Source organism: Roseobacter sp. OBYS 0001, assembly GCF_019654895.1.
Classification (GTDB): domain Bacteria; phylum Pseudomonadota; class Alphaproteobacteria; order Rhodobacterales; family Rhodobacteraceae; genus Roseobacter; species Roseobacter litoralis.
The window spans coordinates 459,046-474,671 of the sequence record NZ_BPES01000002.1 but is presented as its reverse complement, the minus strand read 5'-3'; the positions used below and the strand labels follow the sequence as shown (position 1 = coordinate 474,671).

Genomic DNA, 15,626 nt, shown 5'->3' with positions numbered 1-15,626 from the left:
GGCAAATTCGGTCATTCGCAAAAAGGTAAATAGCACCACGAATTATTCGTACGTATGCCAGCGGCGCACGAAAAGTATCCAGTGCTTTCGGGATACCCCGTTTAGGAAAACCATGAAGCTGGCAACGATGTGCGTTCTTTCCTCAGCGAAAACTTGGTGGCCGCGCGTCAACCCACTTACCGTCCTGCACCGCTGAATCCACCGCCGCATAGACCGCCGCCATGGACCTCAAGCCATCCTCGGCCAAGGGCAGCCCATCGCGCTGCTCGCCGCGGATTGCAGCAGCCAGATCAACGTAGATATTCGCAACGGCCAGCGGGAACCCTTCGGGATGCGCGATGGCCACACGGCTCAGGCGCGTGGCTTCGTCCGATAGTCCACTCTCGCCCTTTTCCATGATCTGCGTGCGACCACCGACGGGGGTGTAGAAAACCTGGTTCGGCTGCTCTGACGCCCACCGCATGCCCCCGGTTTCGCCAAAAACCTGAATGTCGAAGCCATGTTGACGACCGATAGCAACCGAAGACGACCATAGTCGTCCGACTGTACCGCCTTCCATGCGAAAATTCACCATCGCATCGTCTTCGAGAACCCGGCTGTCGATGGTTGAGGCGAAATCAGCCGACAGGCTGCGCACCTCATCCCCGGCAATAAAACTGGCCATATGCAACGCATGAATGCCGCAATCCGCAAATTGCCCCGACACGCCCGCCATGGCCGGATCATAGCGCCAGCGCACGCGTGGGTTATCAGCATCCGTCGCATCGCCGTGATGCCCATGGCTGAAGTTGGTGACGATCAGACGCACCTTGCCGATCTCCCCTTCGGCCACCATCTGACGCATCTGGCGCACCATCGGATAGGCTGAATAGCAGTAGTTCACGGCGCAGATCTTGCCGGATGCTTTCGCCACACGCACGATCTCTTCGCCCTGATCCACGGTCATGGTCATGGGCTTTTCGCACAGCACATTGAAACCGGCCTCAAGAAAGGCCTTTGTGATCTCAAAATGTGTGGAATTTGGCGTGGCCACTGTGATCAGGTCTAACCGATCCGGGTGGTTCTTTTCCCCCTCCAGCATGTCCTGCCAGTTGGCGTAGGCGCGGTCGGCTATAACGCCAAGGCTTTGCGCATAGGCCTTGCCTTTTTCCGCGTCCACATCCAGCGCCCCCGCCGCCAGAACGAAATTGCCGTCAGCCTGCGCGCCAAGACGGTGCGCCGGGCCAATCTGGCTCCCTTCGCCGCCGCCGATCATACCCCAATTCAATCGTGTCATATCCGCTTCTTTCTCAGCTAAAACCGATGGTTTCGAGATAGGCCCGGTTCAGCTTGGCATCCCGCAGCGAATCCGTATCGGGCAAGGTCGGGTCGCAATCCTGTTCGACGGTGCACCAGCCGTCAAATCCGCTCTCCAACAGGATTTCGCGGACCCTTGGGAAATCGACATCCCCGTCGCCAAGGTTGCAAAAGATACCCTGCCCGCAGGCGTCATAGAACCCGGTGTTCTTGGCAATGACATCCGCTTTTACAACCGGGTCGATGTCCTTGAAATGCATATAACTGATGCGGCTGATGTGTTTTTCCATAAAGGCGACGGGGTCAAACCCCGCGTAGGAATGGTGGCCGGTATCAAAACAGATCTTGAGCGTGTTCTCGTCGATCTCGTTCAAGAGACGCTCAAGTTCGGGTTCAAAATCGAGAAAGCCTGCTGCGTGCGCATGCATGCCGACGGTCAGCCCGTAGTCTTCGGCACCGATGCGCGCGACGGCGGCAATACGATCCCGAAAAGCGGTCCATTCCGCCTTGTCCATCTGTTCGGCATCATTCGCGCGGCCCGCAGTGCCAGCCCGACGGGGCGAGATGGAATCGATCAAAACCAGATGCTCCGCCCCATGCGCCTTGAGCGCTTTGCAGGTGCGCACCGCGGCATCCAGCACCTCGTCCCATGCGTCCGGATCATGGAACGGACGGAACACCACGCCGCCGATCAGGCTCAGGTCATACTCCGCCAAAGCATCTGCCAGTACCGCCGGGTCCTCCGGGACGAATCCAACAGGACCAAGTTCGATGCCCTTGTACCCGGCTTCGGCATTTTCACGCAGAACATCGCGCCACGCGGGGTTGCGCGGGTCGTCTGCAAATTCCACACCCCATGAACAGGGGGCATTGCCTATTTTGATGGTCATTTGGTCTGCTCCCTCTGGGTTAAATCTGCTCGATGTCTTGCCATGCGCGGGCGGCATGAGACTGGCGCGCGGCCTCTACGATGCCCGAGACATCAAGCCCATCACGAAACGTCGGCCAGCGCGATTCGCCTGCCTCGATCGCAGCAAGAAAATCACGCGCCTCAATGATAATCTGGTCCTGATACCCGGTGCCGTGCCCCGGTCCCTGACAAAAGGGTTCGTAGTCGGGATGCGCAGGGCCAGTCAGAATCTTGCGAAATCCGCGCTGCGCCTCGGGTCCTTCGGCCTTGTAGAGCCACAGCGCATTTTGATCCTCCTGATGAAAGCGGATGGCTCCCTTGGTCCCGGTGACCTCGTAGATATACCCCATCTTGCGACCCGTCGCAGTGCGGCTGAAAAACAGATGGCCCATCGCGCCATTCGTGAAACGGCACATGATCTGGCCCTGATCGTCATTCGTGACGGGCGCGCCGCCGCGGGTTTTGTGGACGGTTTCGATCTCGGCCATCACCGACCCAATTGGCCCGATCAGCGCGAGGGCGGCGTTGATCATATGCGGGGCAAGATCGCCCATACAGCCATTGGCATCCCCTTGCGCGCGCCATGTCGCTGGCGCATCGGGGTCGGCGTAGAAATCCTCGGTATGTTCACCCCGGAACCATGTGACGTTGCCAATTTCACCCTGCGCAATCAACGCGCGCGCGAATTGGGACGCTGGCGTGCGGATATAATTGAACCCGATCATGTTGATAGCACCCGCCGCCTCGACAGATTCGACCATCGCCTTGCCATCTTGCACGGAGCGACCGAGTGGCTTTTCACAAAACACTGGCTTGCCCAATGCGGCCGCTGCACGCGTAATATCAAGGTGTGTTTCAGGCGGGGATGCAATTACGATGGCATCCACATTGGCGTCCTTGACCAACACGCGCCAATCCCCCGTACTGCGCGCAAACCCATAGGATTTTGCGTATTTTGCAGCGGAGGTTTCGGATGAGGCTGCAACCATTTCCAAACGGGGGCGTAGGGTTGTGTCAAATACCGCCCCCACGGCGCTGAAAGCCACCGCATGAGCCTTGCCCATATAGCCACCGCCGATAATGCCTATTCCGATCTCGGCCATGACTGTCCCCAAAAAAGATATTGCAACCGGTTGCAACACGGGTATCTATAAATGACGCATCAGGTCAAGCGTCAATCAGCGCTGACCTGACAGAATGCACTCAAGGGGGGCTCGGACGATGACGGACAAGACCATTCGCCTGACAACGGCACAGGCGATCATTCGCTATCTGAACGCACAGTTCATTGAAATTGACGGTGCGCGTGTCCGGCTTTGCGGCGGCGGCTTTGGCATCTTCGGGCATGGCAATGTGACCTGTCTGGGCGAAGCGCTCTTTGACTTGAAAGACACGCTGCCTCTTTATCGGGGCCAGAACGAACAAAGCATGGGATTCGCTGCCGCCGCCTATGCGAAATACCACCTGCGTCAGCGGTTCATGTTTTGCACCGCCTCGGCGGGTCCGGGCACGTCAAACCTGATGACCGCCGCCGCGCTGGCCCATACCAACCGTTTGCCCATACTGATGCTGTGTGGGGACACGTTTCTGACCCGCCTGCCCGACCCGGTGCTCCAGCAGATCGAACACTATGGTAACCCTGCCTATGGGCTGAACGACGGGTTTCGTGCCGTTTCTCGGTACTGGGACAGGATCACCCACCCTGCACAGGTGATCCAATCGCTGCCTGCAGCCATCGCCACGATGCTGGACCCGGCAGATTGCGGCCCGGCCTTTATCGCGCTGCCGCAGGATGTTCAGGGCTGGGCCTATGATTATCCTGCCGTCCTTTTCGAAGAGAAGACGCACCGCATCCGCCGTCAGACCCCGGACCCCGACGAGATCGCAGATGCAGCGGCCCTGTTGCGCGCGGCTGAGCGCCCGGTAATAATCGCGGGCGGCGGCGTGCAATATTCGCGGGCCGTGGCGGAGGTCACCGCCTTTGCAGAGGTCCATAATATCCCCGTGATAGAGACAATCGCCGGTCGCGCAAACCTGCATGACACGCATCCGCTCAACATCGGGCCAGTGGGCGTCACCGGATCAGACAGCGCCAATGCCGTGGCCGAAGCGGCGGATGTCATCCTCTCCGTCGGCTCACGGTTGCAGGATTTCACCACCGGGTCATGGACCGCCTTTGCCAAGGACGCGCGCATCGTATCTCTGAACGCCGCACGCCATGATGCAGGCAAACATATGTCCCTGCCCGTGGTCGGTGATGCAAAGCTGGGGATTGCCGCACTCGGCAACGCACTGGCGGGCTACAAAGCGCCAGAAAGCTGGGCCGAGTTTGCCAAGGCAGAACGTCAGAAATGGAACGCCTATGTGGCCGAAAATGTAAAGCCGGGCAACCGGCCAAACTCCTACGCGCAGGCAGTCGGCGTGGTCAATGCGCTCTGCGACAAACGCGACCGTGTGGTTGCCGCAGCGGGTGGTTTGCCTGCCGAAGTCACCGCAAACTGGCGCACGCTTGATATCGGCACAGTGGATGTGGAATTCGGATTTTCCTGCATGGGATACGAAGTTTCCGGCGGTTGGGGCGCGCGCATCGCCCAGTCCGAAAAGGAGCCGGATCAGGACACAATCGTCTTTTGCGGGGATGGGTCCTATCTGCTGATGAATTCGGACATTTATTCGTCCGTCCTGACGCAGAAAAAGATGATCGTGCTGGTGCTCGACAACGGCGGTTTTGCCGTCATCAACAAGTTGCAGAACAACACCGGCAATCAGAGTTTCAACAACCTGTTCGAGGACACGCCGACAATACCGGATGCCTTTGCCGTCGACTTTGTGGCGCATGCAGCATCCATGGGCGCGCATGCTGTGCGTGTCGATAACCCGGCAGAGCTGGGCGAGGCATTCAAGGCCGCCAAAGCGGCAGATAAGACAACGGTTATTGTCATGAACGTGGACGCCTATGAAGGTTGGACCACCCAGGGCCACACATGGTGGGAGGTCGGCACGCCCGAGGTTTCCGATCACGCTTCGGTCCGCGAAAAACATGCCGAAATCGAAGCCACCCGCGCAAGACAGCGTAGGGGCGTGTAATGACTGGCATCAGCCAAACCGAGTTGCGCGACGGCATCGCACAAAAGAACTTCGTCATTCTGGGGCGCGCAGGCATGGATATGTTTGCCCATCCCCCCGGCGTCAAAAGCGAAGATGCCGAAACCTTCCACGCCGATCTCGGTGGGTCGTCGGCCAATATCGCGGCGGGCTTGTGTAAACTGGGCTGTGCCGCGTCACTGGTGACATCGGTGTCCGATGACGCTGTGGGGCGATTTTGCATCAACAAACTGAAACACTACGGGGTCGACACAAAATATGTCCGTTCCGTCGCGGGGGAGTTCCGCAATTCGCTGGCCGTTTATGAAAGCTGCATCGAAGACTTCCAGAACGTGATCTACCGCAACGGCGCGGCTGATTTTCAGGTCACGGCAGACGATATGGCGGCGGTCGATTTTTCGCCCTTTGGGGCCCTCGTCACCGCAGGCACTGTATTTGCCGCGGAACCTTCACGCTCGGCCACCTTTGCTGCGTTTGAGAGCGCGCGCGCCCGAAAGTTGCCGGTGATCTTTGACATCGACTATCGACCCTATTCCTGGCCCTCCCCCGAGGTTGCCGCGGATGTTTTGTCGCGCGCGGGTGCTGCCAGCGACATGATCGTGGGCAATGACGAAGAATTCGGTTTCATGGCAGGGGATATCGCCAAGGGTCTCGAAAAGGCGCAATCGCTGGCGGAAAACGGCGTGGCCATCGTGATCTACAAGATGGGCGAAAAGGGGGCCGTGACCTTTGCCGGCGGTCAGGAAATTCACACCGGCATATATCCGGTCACAGCGGTGAAACCCAATGGCGCGGGGGACAGCTTCATGGCCGGTTTGCTCTCCGGCATCGCAGAAGGGTTGGAATTAAAAGACGCCGTGCTGCGCGGATCGGCCTGCGCGTCCATCGTTGTCGCCAAACCCGGCTGCGCGCCAGCCATGCCGACGCACGATCAACTGGCCGCATTTCTGGCCGAACACCCCGGCCCAACGAAAGGCTAACCCCATGCATATCGCCCCTTTTGACAATCAAAACAAACCCATCGTGGATGCGGGCGACAGCCTTGTCCCGCTGAATTACTTCAATATCATCAAGCTGAAGAAGGGCGAAAGCTTTGGCTATGCGGTGCCCGGTTTTGAAACCTGCATTGCCCCTGCCACGGGCCTGTTGGATGTCTCCACCGGCGGGTTTGAGGCCAAGAACCTTGGTGGCCGCGGTGTCGATGTCTGGGATGGTGAGCCCGAAGGCGTCTATGTCCCCAGCGGACAGGAGGCGCGTTTTACCTGCCTGTCAGACAGCGCCGAGGTCTTTGTCGCGGGCGCAAAGTTTAATGAGGTCTTGGAACCTTTTGCCGTGCGCGCTGATGAGATTGATCTGGTGCAATACGGATCAGACGACACCAAGACACACCGCAAGATCAAACATATCCTCGGCGCCAATCAACACGAACGCGTGGGGCGCTTGCTGGTGTCTGAGCTGTTCACCGTCGGTGCGGGCGGGTGGTCCGGATTCCCCAGCCATAAGCACGACACGGACCGCCTGCCGGATGAGACACGCCATGACGAAACCTACAACTTTCGCTTCAAACCCAACTATGGGTCTGGCCTCCAGATGCTCCAGCGGGAAGATAATGAACCGGGCGACGCGTATCATATCGTCGACGGCTCGACGATCTGCATCGACAAGGGCTACCACCCGTGCTGCGTGCTGCCGGGCTATGAAATGTACTATTTCACGATCCTTGGCGGTCTGAGCCAACGCAGCCTGAAACAGTATTTCCAGCCCACCCATGCAGAGCAATTGCACACGATCCCCGGCATCATGGATATGGTGGCAAAGTTCAAATGACACTCGCAACCCTTACGGATGTCCTGCGCCCGGCCTTGCGCGACGGCTATGCTGTCGGTGGCCTCGTGACCCTTGGCTGGGAAGACATGCGCGCCTATGTTCACGCCGCCGAAGCCGAGGGGCTGCCGGTAATCCTGCAGGCGGGACCATCTTGTCGCAAACACACACCGCTGCCCGTTTTGGGTAAGATGTTCCGCCATCTTGCCGATAGCGTGTCTGTTCCCGTTGTCGCCCATCTTGATCATGGCTACACCTTTGATGAGTGTCGCGAAGCGCTGGATAGTGGCTTTACCTCGCTGATGTTTGACGGCTCGCGACTGAGCCTGTCGGAAAACATCGACCAGACCGCGCGCATTGCTGAGATCGCCCATGCGGCGGATATCTCCTGCGAAGGGGAGATTGGTTTCGTGGGCTACGCGCAGGGCGAAAACTCGCAAGGCACCGACCCGGAGGAAGCCGCCAAATTTGCGAGGGACAGCGGTGTCGATGCGATGGCCATATCGGTGGGCAATGTGCATTTGCAGCAAAATCAGGAAGGCGGTCTTGATGAAGCGCGCATCCGCGCCATCGAAGCCGCAACTGACGTGCCATTGGTGATCCATGGTGGCTCAGGCGTGCCACCCGCACAGCGCAGCGCCTTGGCCAGGAATTCCAGCATCTGCAAATTCAACATCGGAACCGAGCTGCGGATGGTCTTTGGACAGGCGCTTCGAGACGCCGTTGCCAGCGATCCCGACCGTTTTGACCGGGTGCAGATCCTGAGCGATGTGGAGGCACCTATCGTGACCGCAGCACGCTCTGTTTTGCGTGCAATTGGGCCTGTATAAGGCTCTGACAATGGGGAAAAATATGATCTCAATCGGTTTATTGGGCTGCGGGCGTATTGGTCAGGTCCATGCTGGCAGCATCGCGCGGATGGATAATGCGCGCCTTGTTGCCGTGGCGGATGCACTGCCGGAGGCGGCGCAACAGCTTGGTAATAGTTCTGGCGCGGAAATACGGACAGCAGATGATATCATCGGGGCGAGTGATATTGATGCCGTCATCGTCGCCACACCGACCACGCTGCATTACGATCAGATTCATGCATTGGCATCCGCTGGCAAGGCCATTTTTTGCGAAAAGCCGATTGATTTATCCTCGGACCGTGCCGCGGAATGTATGGCGACTGTTACCAAGGCAGGCGTGCCCTTCATGACCGCTTTCAACCGGCGGTTTGATCCGCATTTCGCGCATCTTCAGGCGCAGCTGGCGGACGGGGCGATTGGCGATGCGGAACTCCTGGTGATCACGTCGCGGGACCCGTCGCCCCCCCCTTTGTCCTACATCCGGCAATCCGGCGGGCTGTTCCGGGATATGATGATCCATGACTTTGACATGGCGCGCTTTATTCTTGGTGAGGACCCGGTCGAAATTTACGCCGCTGGCGCCTGCCTTGTTGATCCTGATATCGGGGCCAACGGTGATATTGACAGCGCCATGGTGACGCTCAAGACGGCGTCGGGCAAGCTGTGTCAGATCAACAATTCACGCCGCGCGACCTACGGCTATGATCAGCGGGTCGAAGTGCATGGATCAAAGGGCATGTTGCAGGTGTCAAATCAGGTTGAAAATCTGGTGACACGCGCTGGTACCGCTGGCTTCGGCTCCGCCCCAAATCAGCTGTTTTTCCTTGAACGGTATGAAGCGGCTTACCTTGCCGAACTCAGCAGTTTTGTTGGCTGCCTGAATGCTGGCACCGCACCTTTGCCCTCCATTGCGGACGGCGTTGCGGCGCAACGCATGGCGGATGCGGCAGCGCTGTCCTTTTCAACCCGGAACCCTGTCAAACTGACGGTTTCATAGATCCGGTGATTTGACAGGGTTTCCCCCCGGCAAAAAAACCTGTTTTTTCAGTGCTGTAGTTGAGTTTCATAGCGCAAAGCCGCGTGCAAATCGCCTGCCAATTCGAGCGTTGCAGCTTCGCGCGCAGCATCATCTGTCAGACGTAACAGGTAAGAAGGGTGCCAGGTGATCAGCACCGGAATCCCCGCCTGACCAATTTCAATCCTGCCACGCCGCGCTGAAATCGCCTTGCCCGAACCGGTCAACGCAGCAGCCGCAGTTGCACCCATGGCCACCACCAGATCGGGCGCAATCTGCCGCAATTCAGCGTCCAGCCACCACTTGCAATGGGCGACCTCGCCCTGATTGGGACGCTGGTGGATACGTTTGCGCCCGCGCGGCACAAATTTGAAATGTTTCACGGCATTGGTGATGAAAACCTGCCCTCTGTCCAGCCCGACATCAGCCGCGATCCGGTCAAAAAGCTGACCCGCAGGTCCTACAAAGGGCCGCCCGATCAGATCCTCTTGATCACCCGGCTGCTCACCGACAATCATCAGCCGCGCATCAATCGGCCCCTCGCCGGGAACCGCTTGCGTCGCGGTTTTGTGCAACGGGCAACGCGTGCAACCAGCGATGGCCTGAGGCAGCGATCCCGGCGGGCCGTCCCAAACACTTTCGTAGCTTGCCTGCTGCGCCTGAATGGCCCCAATGCGCGCGGGCGGCAAAGTGGGCGCGGCCAAGGCCATCTGACGCGCCCTTTCCGGGGCAGTGGCGATCAGGTCCGGAATAGCCGCAGCCTCAGGCATGTTTTTCCAATATTTCTTGGGCATTTCTGATTGCATTGCCCGCACCTTGAGCCGGGCAGGGTTAAAGATGTTCCGAAAATACGTAACCCAGAGCGTTTCGCTTGCATCTGCGGGAAGCTCCGGTTTGGGCTGGTCTTCAGCAAAGCGCATATTCCCGTTCTCAAAAAAGACCGACACATCCGGTGTCAGAATGCGCCAATCCATATCCGCGAAACGTCTCGCAAAAAACTGCGCGGTGGGTTCAATGGTATGATGCGTTGGCTCAAACCAAGCGGCAAAGGACCGTCTGTTGTCCTCAGGCGCGCTGATTTCCCGGAACCGCACAAAGGCTTTCATCTTGTGCTGGCAGCGGCGCACGTTTTTTTCCATGGCTCTGAGCTTCGCCAGCTGCGCGTCACCCCGATCCGTCATCAGGTGCGGCGTGTCTTTCAACCGCCACAAAAACGCGTAAAGCCGCGCAAATCGGGATGGATCGCTATGCCAGACGATGGTATTGGCCATTGAGACAAAAGACCGCGGTACAGTCGCGGTTCCCGGCACAAAGGTCGGCACCAGCGTCTCGAAAAGGCCCGGTTCGGTTGTGCTGTCGCCCCATGTGATCTGCTCGGGCGGTATGTGCGCGTTTAAAAACCCGCGTGCAGCGTCGCGCCATGCCTGTGCTGTTCCAATGCGTGGCAAGGTGACATGGGGCACGTCAGAACAGGCTCATCTGCTGCGGTGGCGGCGTAAAACGCGCGCGTAGCGTGTCGCTCTCGAGCAATCCGTGCGGTGTCCACCCGAGTGCCGTGATGAAGGGCTGCGCCTTTTTCATCGACGCCCCCATCCGCGCCAGATCTTCGTAGCGCAGCGTGCGGTGGCGGCGGGTTGAGAGAATACGTCCAACGGTTTTCGTGCCAAAACCCGGAATGCGCAGCAGCAAGTCACGACTGGCCGTATTCACATCCAAGGGGAACAGCCCACGATGGGCCAGCGCCCAAGCCAGTTTAGGATCTATATCCAGATCCAGATTACCATCTTTGCGGTGACCCGTGATTTCCTCCAGATCAAACCCATAAAATCGTAACAGCCAATCGGCCTGATAAAGCCTGTGTTCGCGCTGCAGCGGAGGGCTGATCAGCGGCAGTTTGGCGGAGGCATCCGGGATCGGCGAAAAGGCGGAATAATAGACGCGTTTCAGCTTGTAGCTCGAATAAAGCCGCGTTGATTGGCCCAAAACAGTGCTGTCCGTGGCATCATCCGCGCCAATAATCATTTGTGTGGACTGCCCGGCGGGCGCGAACCGTGGCGGTCGCCGCCCTGTATGAGTGCGATCCTTGGCAGCCTCTTTGCGCAGGCGCACATCCGCCATGGCCCGCCTGATCTGCTCGGGGCTTTTTTCAGGCGCATGTTGTCTGACCGCGGCATCTGTGGGCATTTCGACGTTGATCGACAGGCGATCCGCCAGCAGGCCAGCCTCTTCAATCAGTTCCGGTGCGGCGTCGGGGATCGTCTTGAGATGGATGTAGCCGCGAAAGTTCTCTTCCTTGCGCAGCTTACGTGCGATTTGCACCATATCGGACATCGTCGCGTCGGGCGAGCGGATGATCCCGGAAGACAGGAACAACCCCTCAATATAATTGCGACGGTAAAATTCGATGGTCAGTTTCACCACCTCATCCACGGAAAACCGCGCGCGCGCGACATTGGATGAGGCGCGATTGATGCAATACGTGCAGTCGTAAATACAGAAATTGGTCATCAGTATTTTCAACAGGCTGATACACCGGCCATCCGGCGCATAGGCATGGCAGATACCGCTGCCTTCATTCGACCCAAGGCTTTTACCGCCCCGCGAATCGCGTTTGGTGGATCCGGATGACGCGCAGGACGCATCATATTTTGCCGCATCGCTGAGAATCGCCAGCTTTTGTTCCAGTGTCAACTTTGCCATTTGTTCTGTATATGTTCTCACTCCCCTCCCCGCAATGCGGTTTTCTCACCTGCGACAAACCGGCAGCCGGGCGGCATAGGTGAATCCCGTATCGCGCCGCCCTTGTGCGCAGGCCAAGCGCGTCATGTGTCACAAACCCCACGACCATGTGAAACCACGTCACCGGATCGTTTGATGACAGCGCGACATCACACGCCTTAAGTGACCGTCATGGAACTTTTATTTGCATATGGAGCGGGTCTGCTGACCCTGATCAACCCCTGCGTCGTGCCGGTCTTGCCCATCGTCATCGCCAGCGCCTTTCAGTCCAGCCGTTTTGGGCCAGTCGCCCTGTCCGGGGGGTTGAGCCTGTCGTTCGTGACCTTGGGCGTGGGCGTTACGGCCTTTGGACAGGCGCTTGGGGTCGACATCGATACGATCTCAAAGATCGGGGCTGGGTTGATGGTGCTATTCGGTCTTGCGCTGCTGGTGCCACAGGCCGGGGCGGTCATGGCCGGCGCCACGGCGGGCCTGTCGTCGCAGGCTGATGCACGCATCGACACGCTGGATCGCGGCGGACTGCGCGGGCAATTTCTCGGCGGTCTGCTGCTCGGCGCGGTGTGGAGCCCTTGCATCGGTCCAACGCTGGGGGGTGCCATCTCGCTTGCCTCGCAGGGTGAAGGGTTGCTGCGCGCGACCACCATCATGGTGTTCTTTGCCGCAGGTGTTTCGACCCTGATACTTGGCCTTGCCTACGGCACACGCGGCGCTGTCGGGCGCTATAATACACAACTGCGCGCCCTTGCGTTGCGCAGCCGACCCATTCTAGGCGTGGCATTCGTCGCCGTTGGACTGGGCCTTTTGTTCAACGTGCACCACATGATCGAAGCCTGGATGATCGGCGTTCTGCCAGCTTGGCTGATCGACCTTTCCGTTTCACTGTAAAAACAACCTTAGGAGACCAACATGGATCGTCGTCATTTTCTTTTTCTGACTGCAGGGGCCGCTGCGCTGCCGTTTGCCGCAAATGCTGCCCCGCTTGCCTATAAGCCGGGCCTCGTAGAAAAGCACCTGAAGGCCGGAGACACCGTATTTCTGGATTTCAAAGCCAGCTGGTGCAGCACCTGCGCGGCACAAGAGCGGGTCATCAATGCGCTGAAAGCGGAAAACCCCGAATACGAGGCCAAAATCACCTTCATCGACGTGGATTGGGATGACCACGGCAAATCGGATCTGGTCAAACGTATGAACATCCCGCGCCGCTCAACGCTTGTGGTGCTGAAAGGTGATCAGGAGGTGGGGCGCATCGTGGCGCAGACCGGCACATCACAGATCAAGGCCTTGATGGATTCCGCTTTGGGCGCAGCCACTGCCTGACCTGAACACACGGCACAAAAAAAGCCTCGGCCAGAGGGAAACGGTGAAACACAGTTTCTCCTCTGGCCGAAGCTGTTGAAAACCAAACCTACAACTGGTTAGAAATCGAGGTTCTCGACGCTTAGTGCGTTTTGCTGAATGAACTCGCGGCGGGGTTCGACAACATCGCCCATGAGTTTGGTAAAGAGATCGTCCGCCTCGGCCATATCGTCGACCTTGACCTGCAACAGTGTGCGCGCGTCGGGGTCCAGTGTGGTTTCCCATAGCTGGTCCGGGTTCATTTCACCCAAACCCTTGTAGCGTTGCAGGGATAGCCCTTTTTCGCCTTCTTGCAGAATGGCATTCAACAGGTCCATCGGACCATGGATCAATTGTGTCCGATCCTTGCGCACCAATGTCGCGGGCAGGTTATAGACCTCCTGCAGGTGCTCTGTGAAGGAACCACTGCGGCTGGCTTCACCGCCGCGCAGGATGCGCCCGTCCAGTGTGCGCACTTCTTCAACTCCGCGCAGGATACGCGCCAGACGAATGCCGTGATCCTGCGTGATGCGCCCTTGCCAGCCCCGTTCGTATTCAAGCGCAATGAGGTTCAGCCGTGCCGCGACCTTGTCCGCCACGCCCTGCAGGTCTGCATCCACGGCACCGGGTGTAAAGGCTCCCGCAATCGCGGCCTGTTCCAAAATGTGGCGCGGGTAATGCGTCGGGAAAGCTTCAAGCACACGGCGCATCTGGCGGGCCAGTTCAACCACGCGGGCGAGGTCTGCACCGGAGATTTCTTCGTTATTGCCCTGACGCAGCATCGCGCCATCAATCCCCTGCTGGACCAGGTATTCCTCCATCGCGGCCTCATCCTTGAGGTAGACCTCGGACTTGCCACGGCTGACTTTATAAAGCGGCGGCTGCGCAATATAGAGGTGCCCCTGCTCGATCAACTGCGGCATCTGCCGGTAAAAGAAGGTCAGCAGCAACGTCCGGATATGCGCGCCATCCACGTCAGCGTCCGTCATGATGACGATCTTGTGGTAGCGCAATTTGTCGATGTTGAATTCGTCGCGACCGATCCCTGTGCCAAGCGCCATCACGAGGTTGCCAATCTCCTGACTGCCCAGCATCCGGTCAAAGCGCGCACGTTCCACGTTCAGGATTTTACCCTTCAGCGGCAGGATCGCCTGCGTCTGGCGGTCGCGGCCTGTTTGCGCAGAACCTCCCGCTGAGTCCCCCTCAACAAGGAAAACTTCGGTTTTGGAGGGGTCCTTTTCGGAACAATCCTTGAGCTTTCCGGCCAGAAAGTTTACGTCCATCGCCGTTTTGCGACGCGTGAGGTCACGTGCCTTGCGGGCCGCTTCGCGCGCGTGCGCCGCTTCGATGATCTTGCCCACGACGATCTTGGCCTCGCTGGGGTTCTCTTCGAACCATTCAGCCAGCTTTTCGTTGACCAGTCCCTCGACGGCGGGGCGCACTTCGGAGGACACAAGCTTGTCCTTGGTCTGCGACGAGAACTTGGGATCAGGCACCTTGACCGACAGCACGCAGGTCAACCCCTCGCGCGCATCATCGCCGGTAAAGCTGACCTTTTCCTTGCGCGCGATACCCGAGGACTGCGCATAATTGTTGATCGTGCGTGTCAGCGCCCCGCGAAAGCCCGCCATATGGGTGCCACCGTCGCGTTGCGGGATGTTGTTCGTAAACGGCAGGACGTTTTCGTGATAGCTGTCGTTCCACCACATGGCGACTTCGACGCCGATGTCGTCTTTTTCACCGGTGATGAAAATCGGCTCCGGCATGACCGAAGATTTCGAGCGATCGAGGTATTTGACGAATTCCTTGACGCCACCCTCGTAAAACAGCTCAGACCGCAGTTCTTCTGCAGGGCGTTCATCGATCAGAATAATCCGCACACCGGAATTCAGAAAGGCCAGTTCGCGCAGGCGCTTTTCCAGCGTCTCAAACGAATATTCGAGATTTGAAAACGTATCGGTCGAAGCCATGAACCGGACCTCGGTGCCTGTGCGGTCGGTGTCGCCGACAACCTTGAGGTGGTCGACGGTGAACCCCCCTTCAAAGCGGGCCACATGCTCTTTTCCCTCGCGCCAGATGCGCAGCTCCAGCCAGTCAGACAGCGCGTTCACAACCGACACGCCAACGCCATGCAGACCCCCGGATACTTTATACGAGTTGCTGTCAAACTTCCCGCCAGCATGCAGTTGCGTCATGATAACTTCGGCTGCGGAAACGCCTTCTTCTTCGTGGATACCCACGGGAATACCGCGCCCATTGTCAGAGACCGAAATCGAACTGTCCGCATGAATTTTAACGGTCACAGCGTCCGCATGCCCCGCCAAAGCTTCGTCGATCCCGTTATCAACGACCTCATAAACCATATGGTGCAAGCCGGAGCCATCGTCGGTATCACCAATGTACATGCCGGGGCGTTTTCGGACGGCTTCTAACCCCTTGAGAACCTTGATGGAATTTGCACCATATTCTTCGGGGGCTTGCTCGTTTTCGGACATGTCATCATACCTTCGTATTTTAACAAAGGTATACGGTTTTTCTGACGGGTTGTCAC

The 15,626-nt window shown here is 58.3% G+C and carries 13 protein-coding genes; 7 read left to right on the top strand and 6 right to left on the bottom strand.

Features of this window, described 5'->3' with window-relative positions:
• Positions 1 to 142: 142 nt before the first annotated feature.
• Genes K5Q35_RS07780 through K5Q35_RS07770 form a run of 3 tightly spaced genes read right to left on the bottom strand, consistent with a single transcriptional unit; the run spans position 143 to position 3,309 of the window.
• A complete protein-coding gene (locus K5Q35_RS07780; RefSeq protein WP_220799113.1) occupies positions 143 to 1,276 on the bottom strand; it encodes a Gfo/Idh/MocA family protein in 1,134 nt (377 codons plus the stop codon).
• 13 nt (positions 1,277 to 1,289) lie between these two features.
• A complete protein-coding gene (locus K5Q35_RS07775; RefSeq protein ID WP_220799112.1) occupies positions 1,290 to 2,186 on the bottom strand; it encodes a TIM barrel protein in 897 nt (298 codons plus the stop codon).
• A 19-nt stretch (positions 2,187 to 2,205) separates the two neighbouring features.
• Positions 2,206 to 3,309 carry a Gfo/Idh/MocA family protein gene (locus K5Q35_RS07770; protein WP_220799111.1) on the bottom strand — a complete coding sequence of 368 codons (1,104 nt, stop codon included), beginning with the start codon at positions 3,307 to 3,309 and terminating at the stop codon, positions 2,206 to 2,208.
• 118 nt (positions 3,310 to 3,427) lie between these two features.
• On the opposite strand from K5Q35_RS07770, the gene iolD reads away from it, so the two are divergent.
• From iolD to iolG, 5 genes are read left to right on the top strand one after another with little or no spacing between them, the layout of a single operon-like run.
• On the top strand, positions 3,428 to 5,293 hold the full coding sequence (gene iolD, locus K5Q35_RS07765) for a 3D-(3,5/4)-trihydroxycyclohexane-1,2-dione acylhydrolase (decyclizing) (protein ID WP_220799110.1): 1,866 nt from the start codon (positions 3,428 to 3,430) through the stop codon (positions 5,291 to 5,293).
• Positions 5,293 to 6,291: a 5-dehydro-2-deoxygluconokinase gene (iolC, locus tag K5Q35_RS07760; RefSeq protein WP_220799109.1), complete on the top strand. Its 999-nt coding sequence runs from the start codon at positions 5,293 to 5,295 to the stop codon at positions 6,289 to 6,291. The genes iolD and iolC overlap by 1 nt, the downstream gene beginning before the upstream one ends.
• 4 nt (positions 6,292 to 6,295) lie before the next feature.
• Positions 6,296 to 7,138 (top strand): 5-deoxy-glucuronate isomerase, encoded by an 843-nt coding sequence (locus tag K5Q35_RS07755; RefSeq protein ID WP_220799108.1) that lies wholly within the window; start codon positions 6,296 to 6,298, stop codon positions 7,136 to 7,138.
• The gene (locus K5Q35_RS07750) at positions 7,135 to 7,965 is read left to right on the top strand and encodes a class II fructose-bisphosphate aldolase (protein WP_013959990.1); all 831 of its coding nucleotides are present in this window, start codon (positions 7,135 to 7,137) and stop codon (positions 7,963 to 7,965) included. The genes K5Q35_RS07755 and K5Q35_RS07750 overlap by 4 nt, the downstream gene beginning before the upstream one ends.
• Before the next feature lie 22 nt (positions 7,966 to 7,987).
• Positions 7,988 to 8,983 carry an inositol 2-dehydrogenase gene (gene iolG, locus K5Q35_RS07745; protein ID WP_220799107.1) on the top strand — a complete coding sequence of 332 codons (996 nt, stop codon included), beginning with the start codon at positions 7,988 to 7,990 and terminating at the stop codon, positions 8,981 to 8,983.
• 47 nt (positions 8,984 to 9,030) lie between these two features.
• Here the strand turns inward: iolG and K5Q35_RS07740 are convergent, their stop codons facing one another.
• Both K5Q35_RS07740 and K5Q35_RS07735 read right to left on the bottom strand, forming a co-directional pair.
• Positions 9,031 to 10,464 carry a UdgX family uracil-DNA binding protein gene (locus tag K5Q35_RS07740; RefSeq protein WP_220799106.1) on the bottom strand — a complete coding sequence of 478 codons (1,434 nt, stop codon included), beginning with the start codon at positions 10,462 to 10,464 and terminating at the stop codon, positions 9,031 to 9,033.
• Between the two features lies 1 nt (position 10,465).
• Positions 10,466 to 11,701, bottom strand: a complete 1,236-nt coding sequence (locus tag K5Q35_RS07735; protein WP_013959987.1) for a putative DNA modification/repair radical SAM protein — start codon at positions 11,699 to 11,701, stop codon at positions 10,466 to 10,468.
• A gap of 210 nt (positions 11,702 to 11,911) precedes the next feature.
• Here K5Q35_RS07735 and K5Q35_RS07730 point away from each other — a divergent pair, with 210 nt between their 5' ends.
• Positions 11,912 to 12,625, top strand: a complete 714-nt coding sequence (locus tag K5Q35_RS07730; protein WP_013959986.1) for a cytochrome c biogenesis CcdA family protein — start codon at positions 11,912 to 11,914, stop codon at positions 12,623 to 12,625.
• Positions 12,626 to 12,646: 21 nt separating this feature from the next.
• Positions 12,647 to 13,057 carry a thioredoxin family protein gene (locus K5Q35_RS07725; protein WP_220799105.1) on the top strand — a complete coding sequence of 137 codons (411 nt, stop codon included), beginning with the start codon at positions 12,647 to 12,649 and terminating at the stop codon, positions 13,055 to 13,057.
• A 98-nt stretch (positions 13,058 to 13,155) separates the two neighbouring features.
• On the opposite strand, the gene gyrB is transcribed toward K5Q35_RS07725, so the two are convergent.
• On the bottom strand, positions 13,156 to 15,570 hold the full coding sequence (gene gyrB, locus K5Q35_RS07720) for a DNA topoisomerase (ATP-hydrolyzing) subunit B (RefSeq protein ID WP_220799104.1): 2,415 nt from the start codon (positions 15,568 to 15,570) through the stop codon (positions 13,156 to 13,158).
• Between the last annotated feature and the right edge of the window lie 56 nt (positions 15,571 to 15,626).

Coding starts and splice junctions, on each gene's coding strand:
- K5Q35_RS07770 (WP_220799111.1), bottom strand. CDS start 3,309: ATGGCCGAGATCGGAATAGGCATTATCGGCGGTGGCTATATGGGCAAG.
- K5Q35_RS07750 (WP_013959990.1), top strand. CDS start 7,135: ATGACACTCGCAACCCTTACGGATGTCCTGCGCCCGGCCTTGCGCGAC.
- iolC (WP_220799109.1), top strand. CDS start 5,293: ATGACTGGCATCAGCCAAACCGAGTTGCGCGACGGCATCGCACAAAAG.
- iolD (WP_220799110.1), top strand. CDS start 3,428: ATGACGGACAAGACCATTCGCCTGACAACGGCACAGGCGATCATTCGC.
- K5Q35_RS07775 (WP_220799112.1), bottom strand. CDS start 2,186: ATGACCATCAAAATAGGCAATGCCCCCTGTTCATGGGGTGTGGAATTT.
- K5Q35_RS07735 (WP_013959987.1), bottom strand. CDS start 11,701: ATGGCAAAGTTGACACTGGAACAAAAGCTGGCGATTCTCAGCGATGCG.
- iolG (WP_220799107.1), top strand. CDS start 7,988: ATGATCTCAATCGGTTTATTGGGCTGCGGGCGTATTGGTCAGGTCCAT.
- gyrB (WP_220799104.1), bottom strand. CDS start 15,570: ATGTCCGAAAACGAGCAAGCCCCCGAAGAATATGGTGCAAATTCCATC.
- K5Q35_RS07730 (WP_013959986.1), top strand. CDS start 11,912: ATGGAACTTTTATTTGCATATGGAGCGGGTCTGCTGACCCTGATCAAC.
- K5Q35_RS07725 (WP_220799105.1), top strand. CDS start 12,647: ATGGATCGTCGTCATTTTCTTTTTCTGACTGCAGGGGCCGCTGCGCTG.
- K5Q35_RS07755 (WP_220799108.1), top strand. CDS start 6,296: ATGCATATCGCCCCTTTTGACAATCAAAACAAACCCATCGTGGATGCG.
- K5Q35_RS07780 (WP_220799113.1), bottom strand. CDS start 1,276: ATGACACGATTGAATTGGGGTATGATCGGCGGCGGCGAAGGGAGCCAG.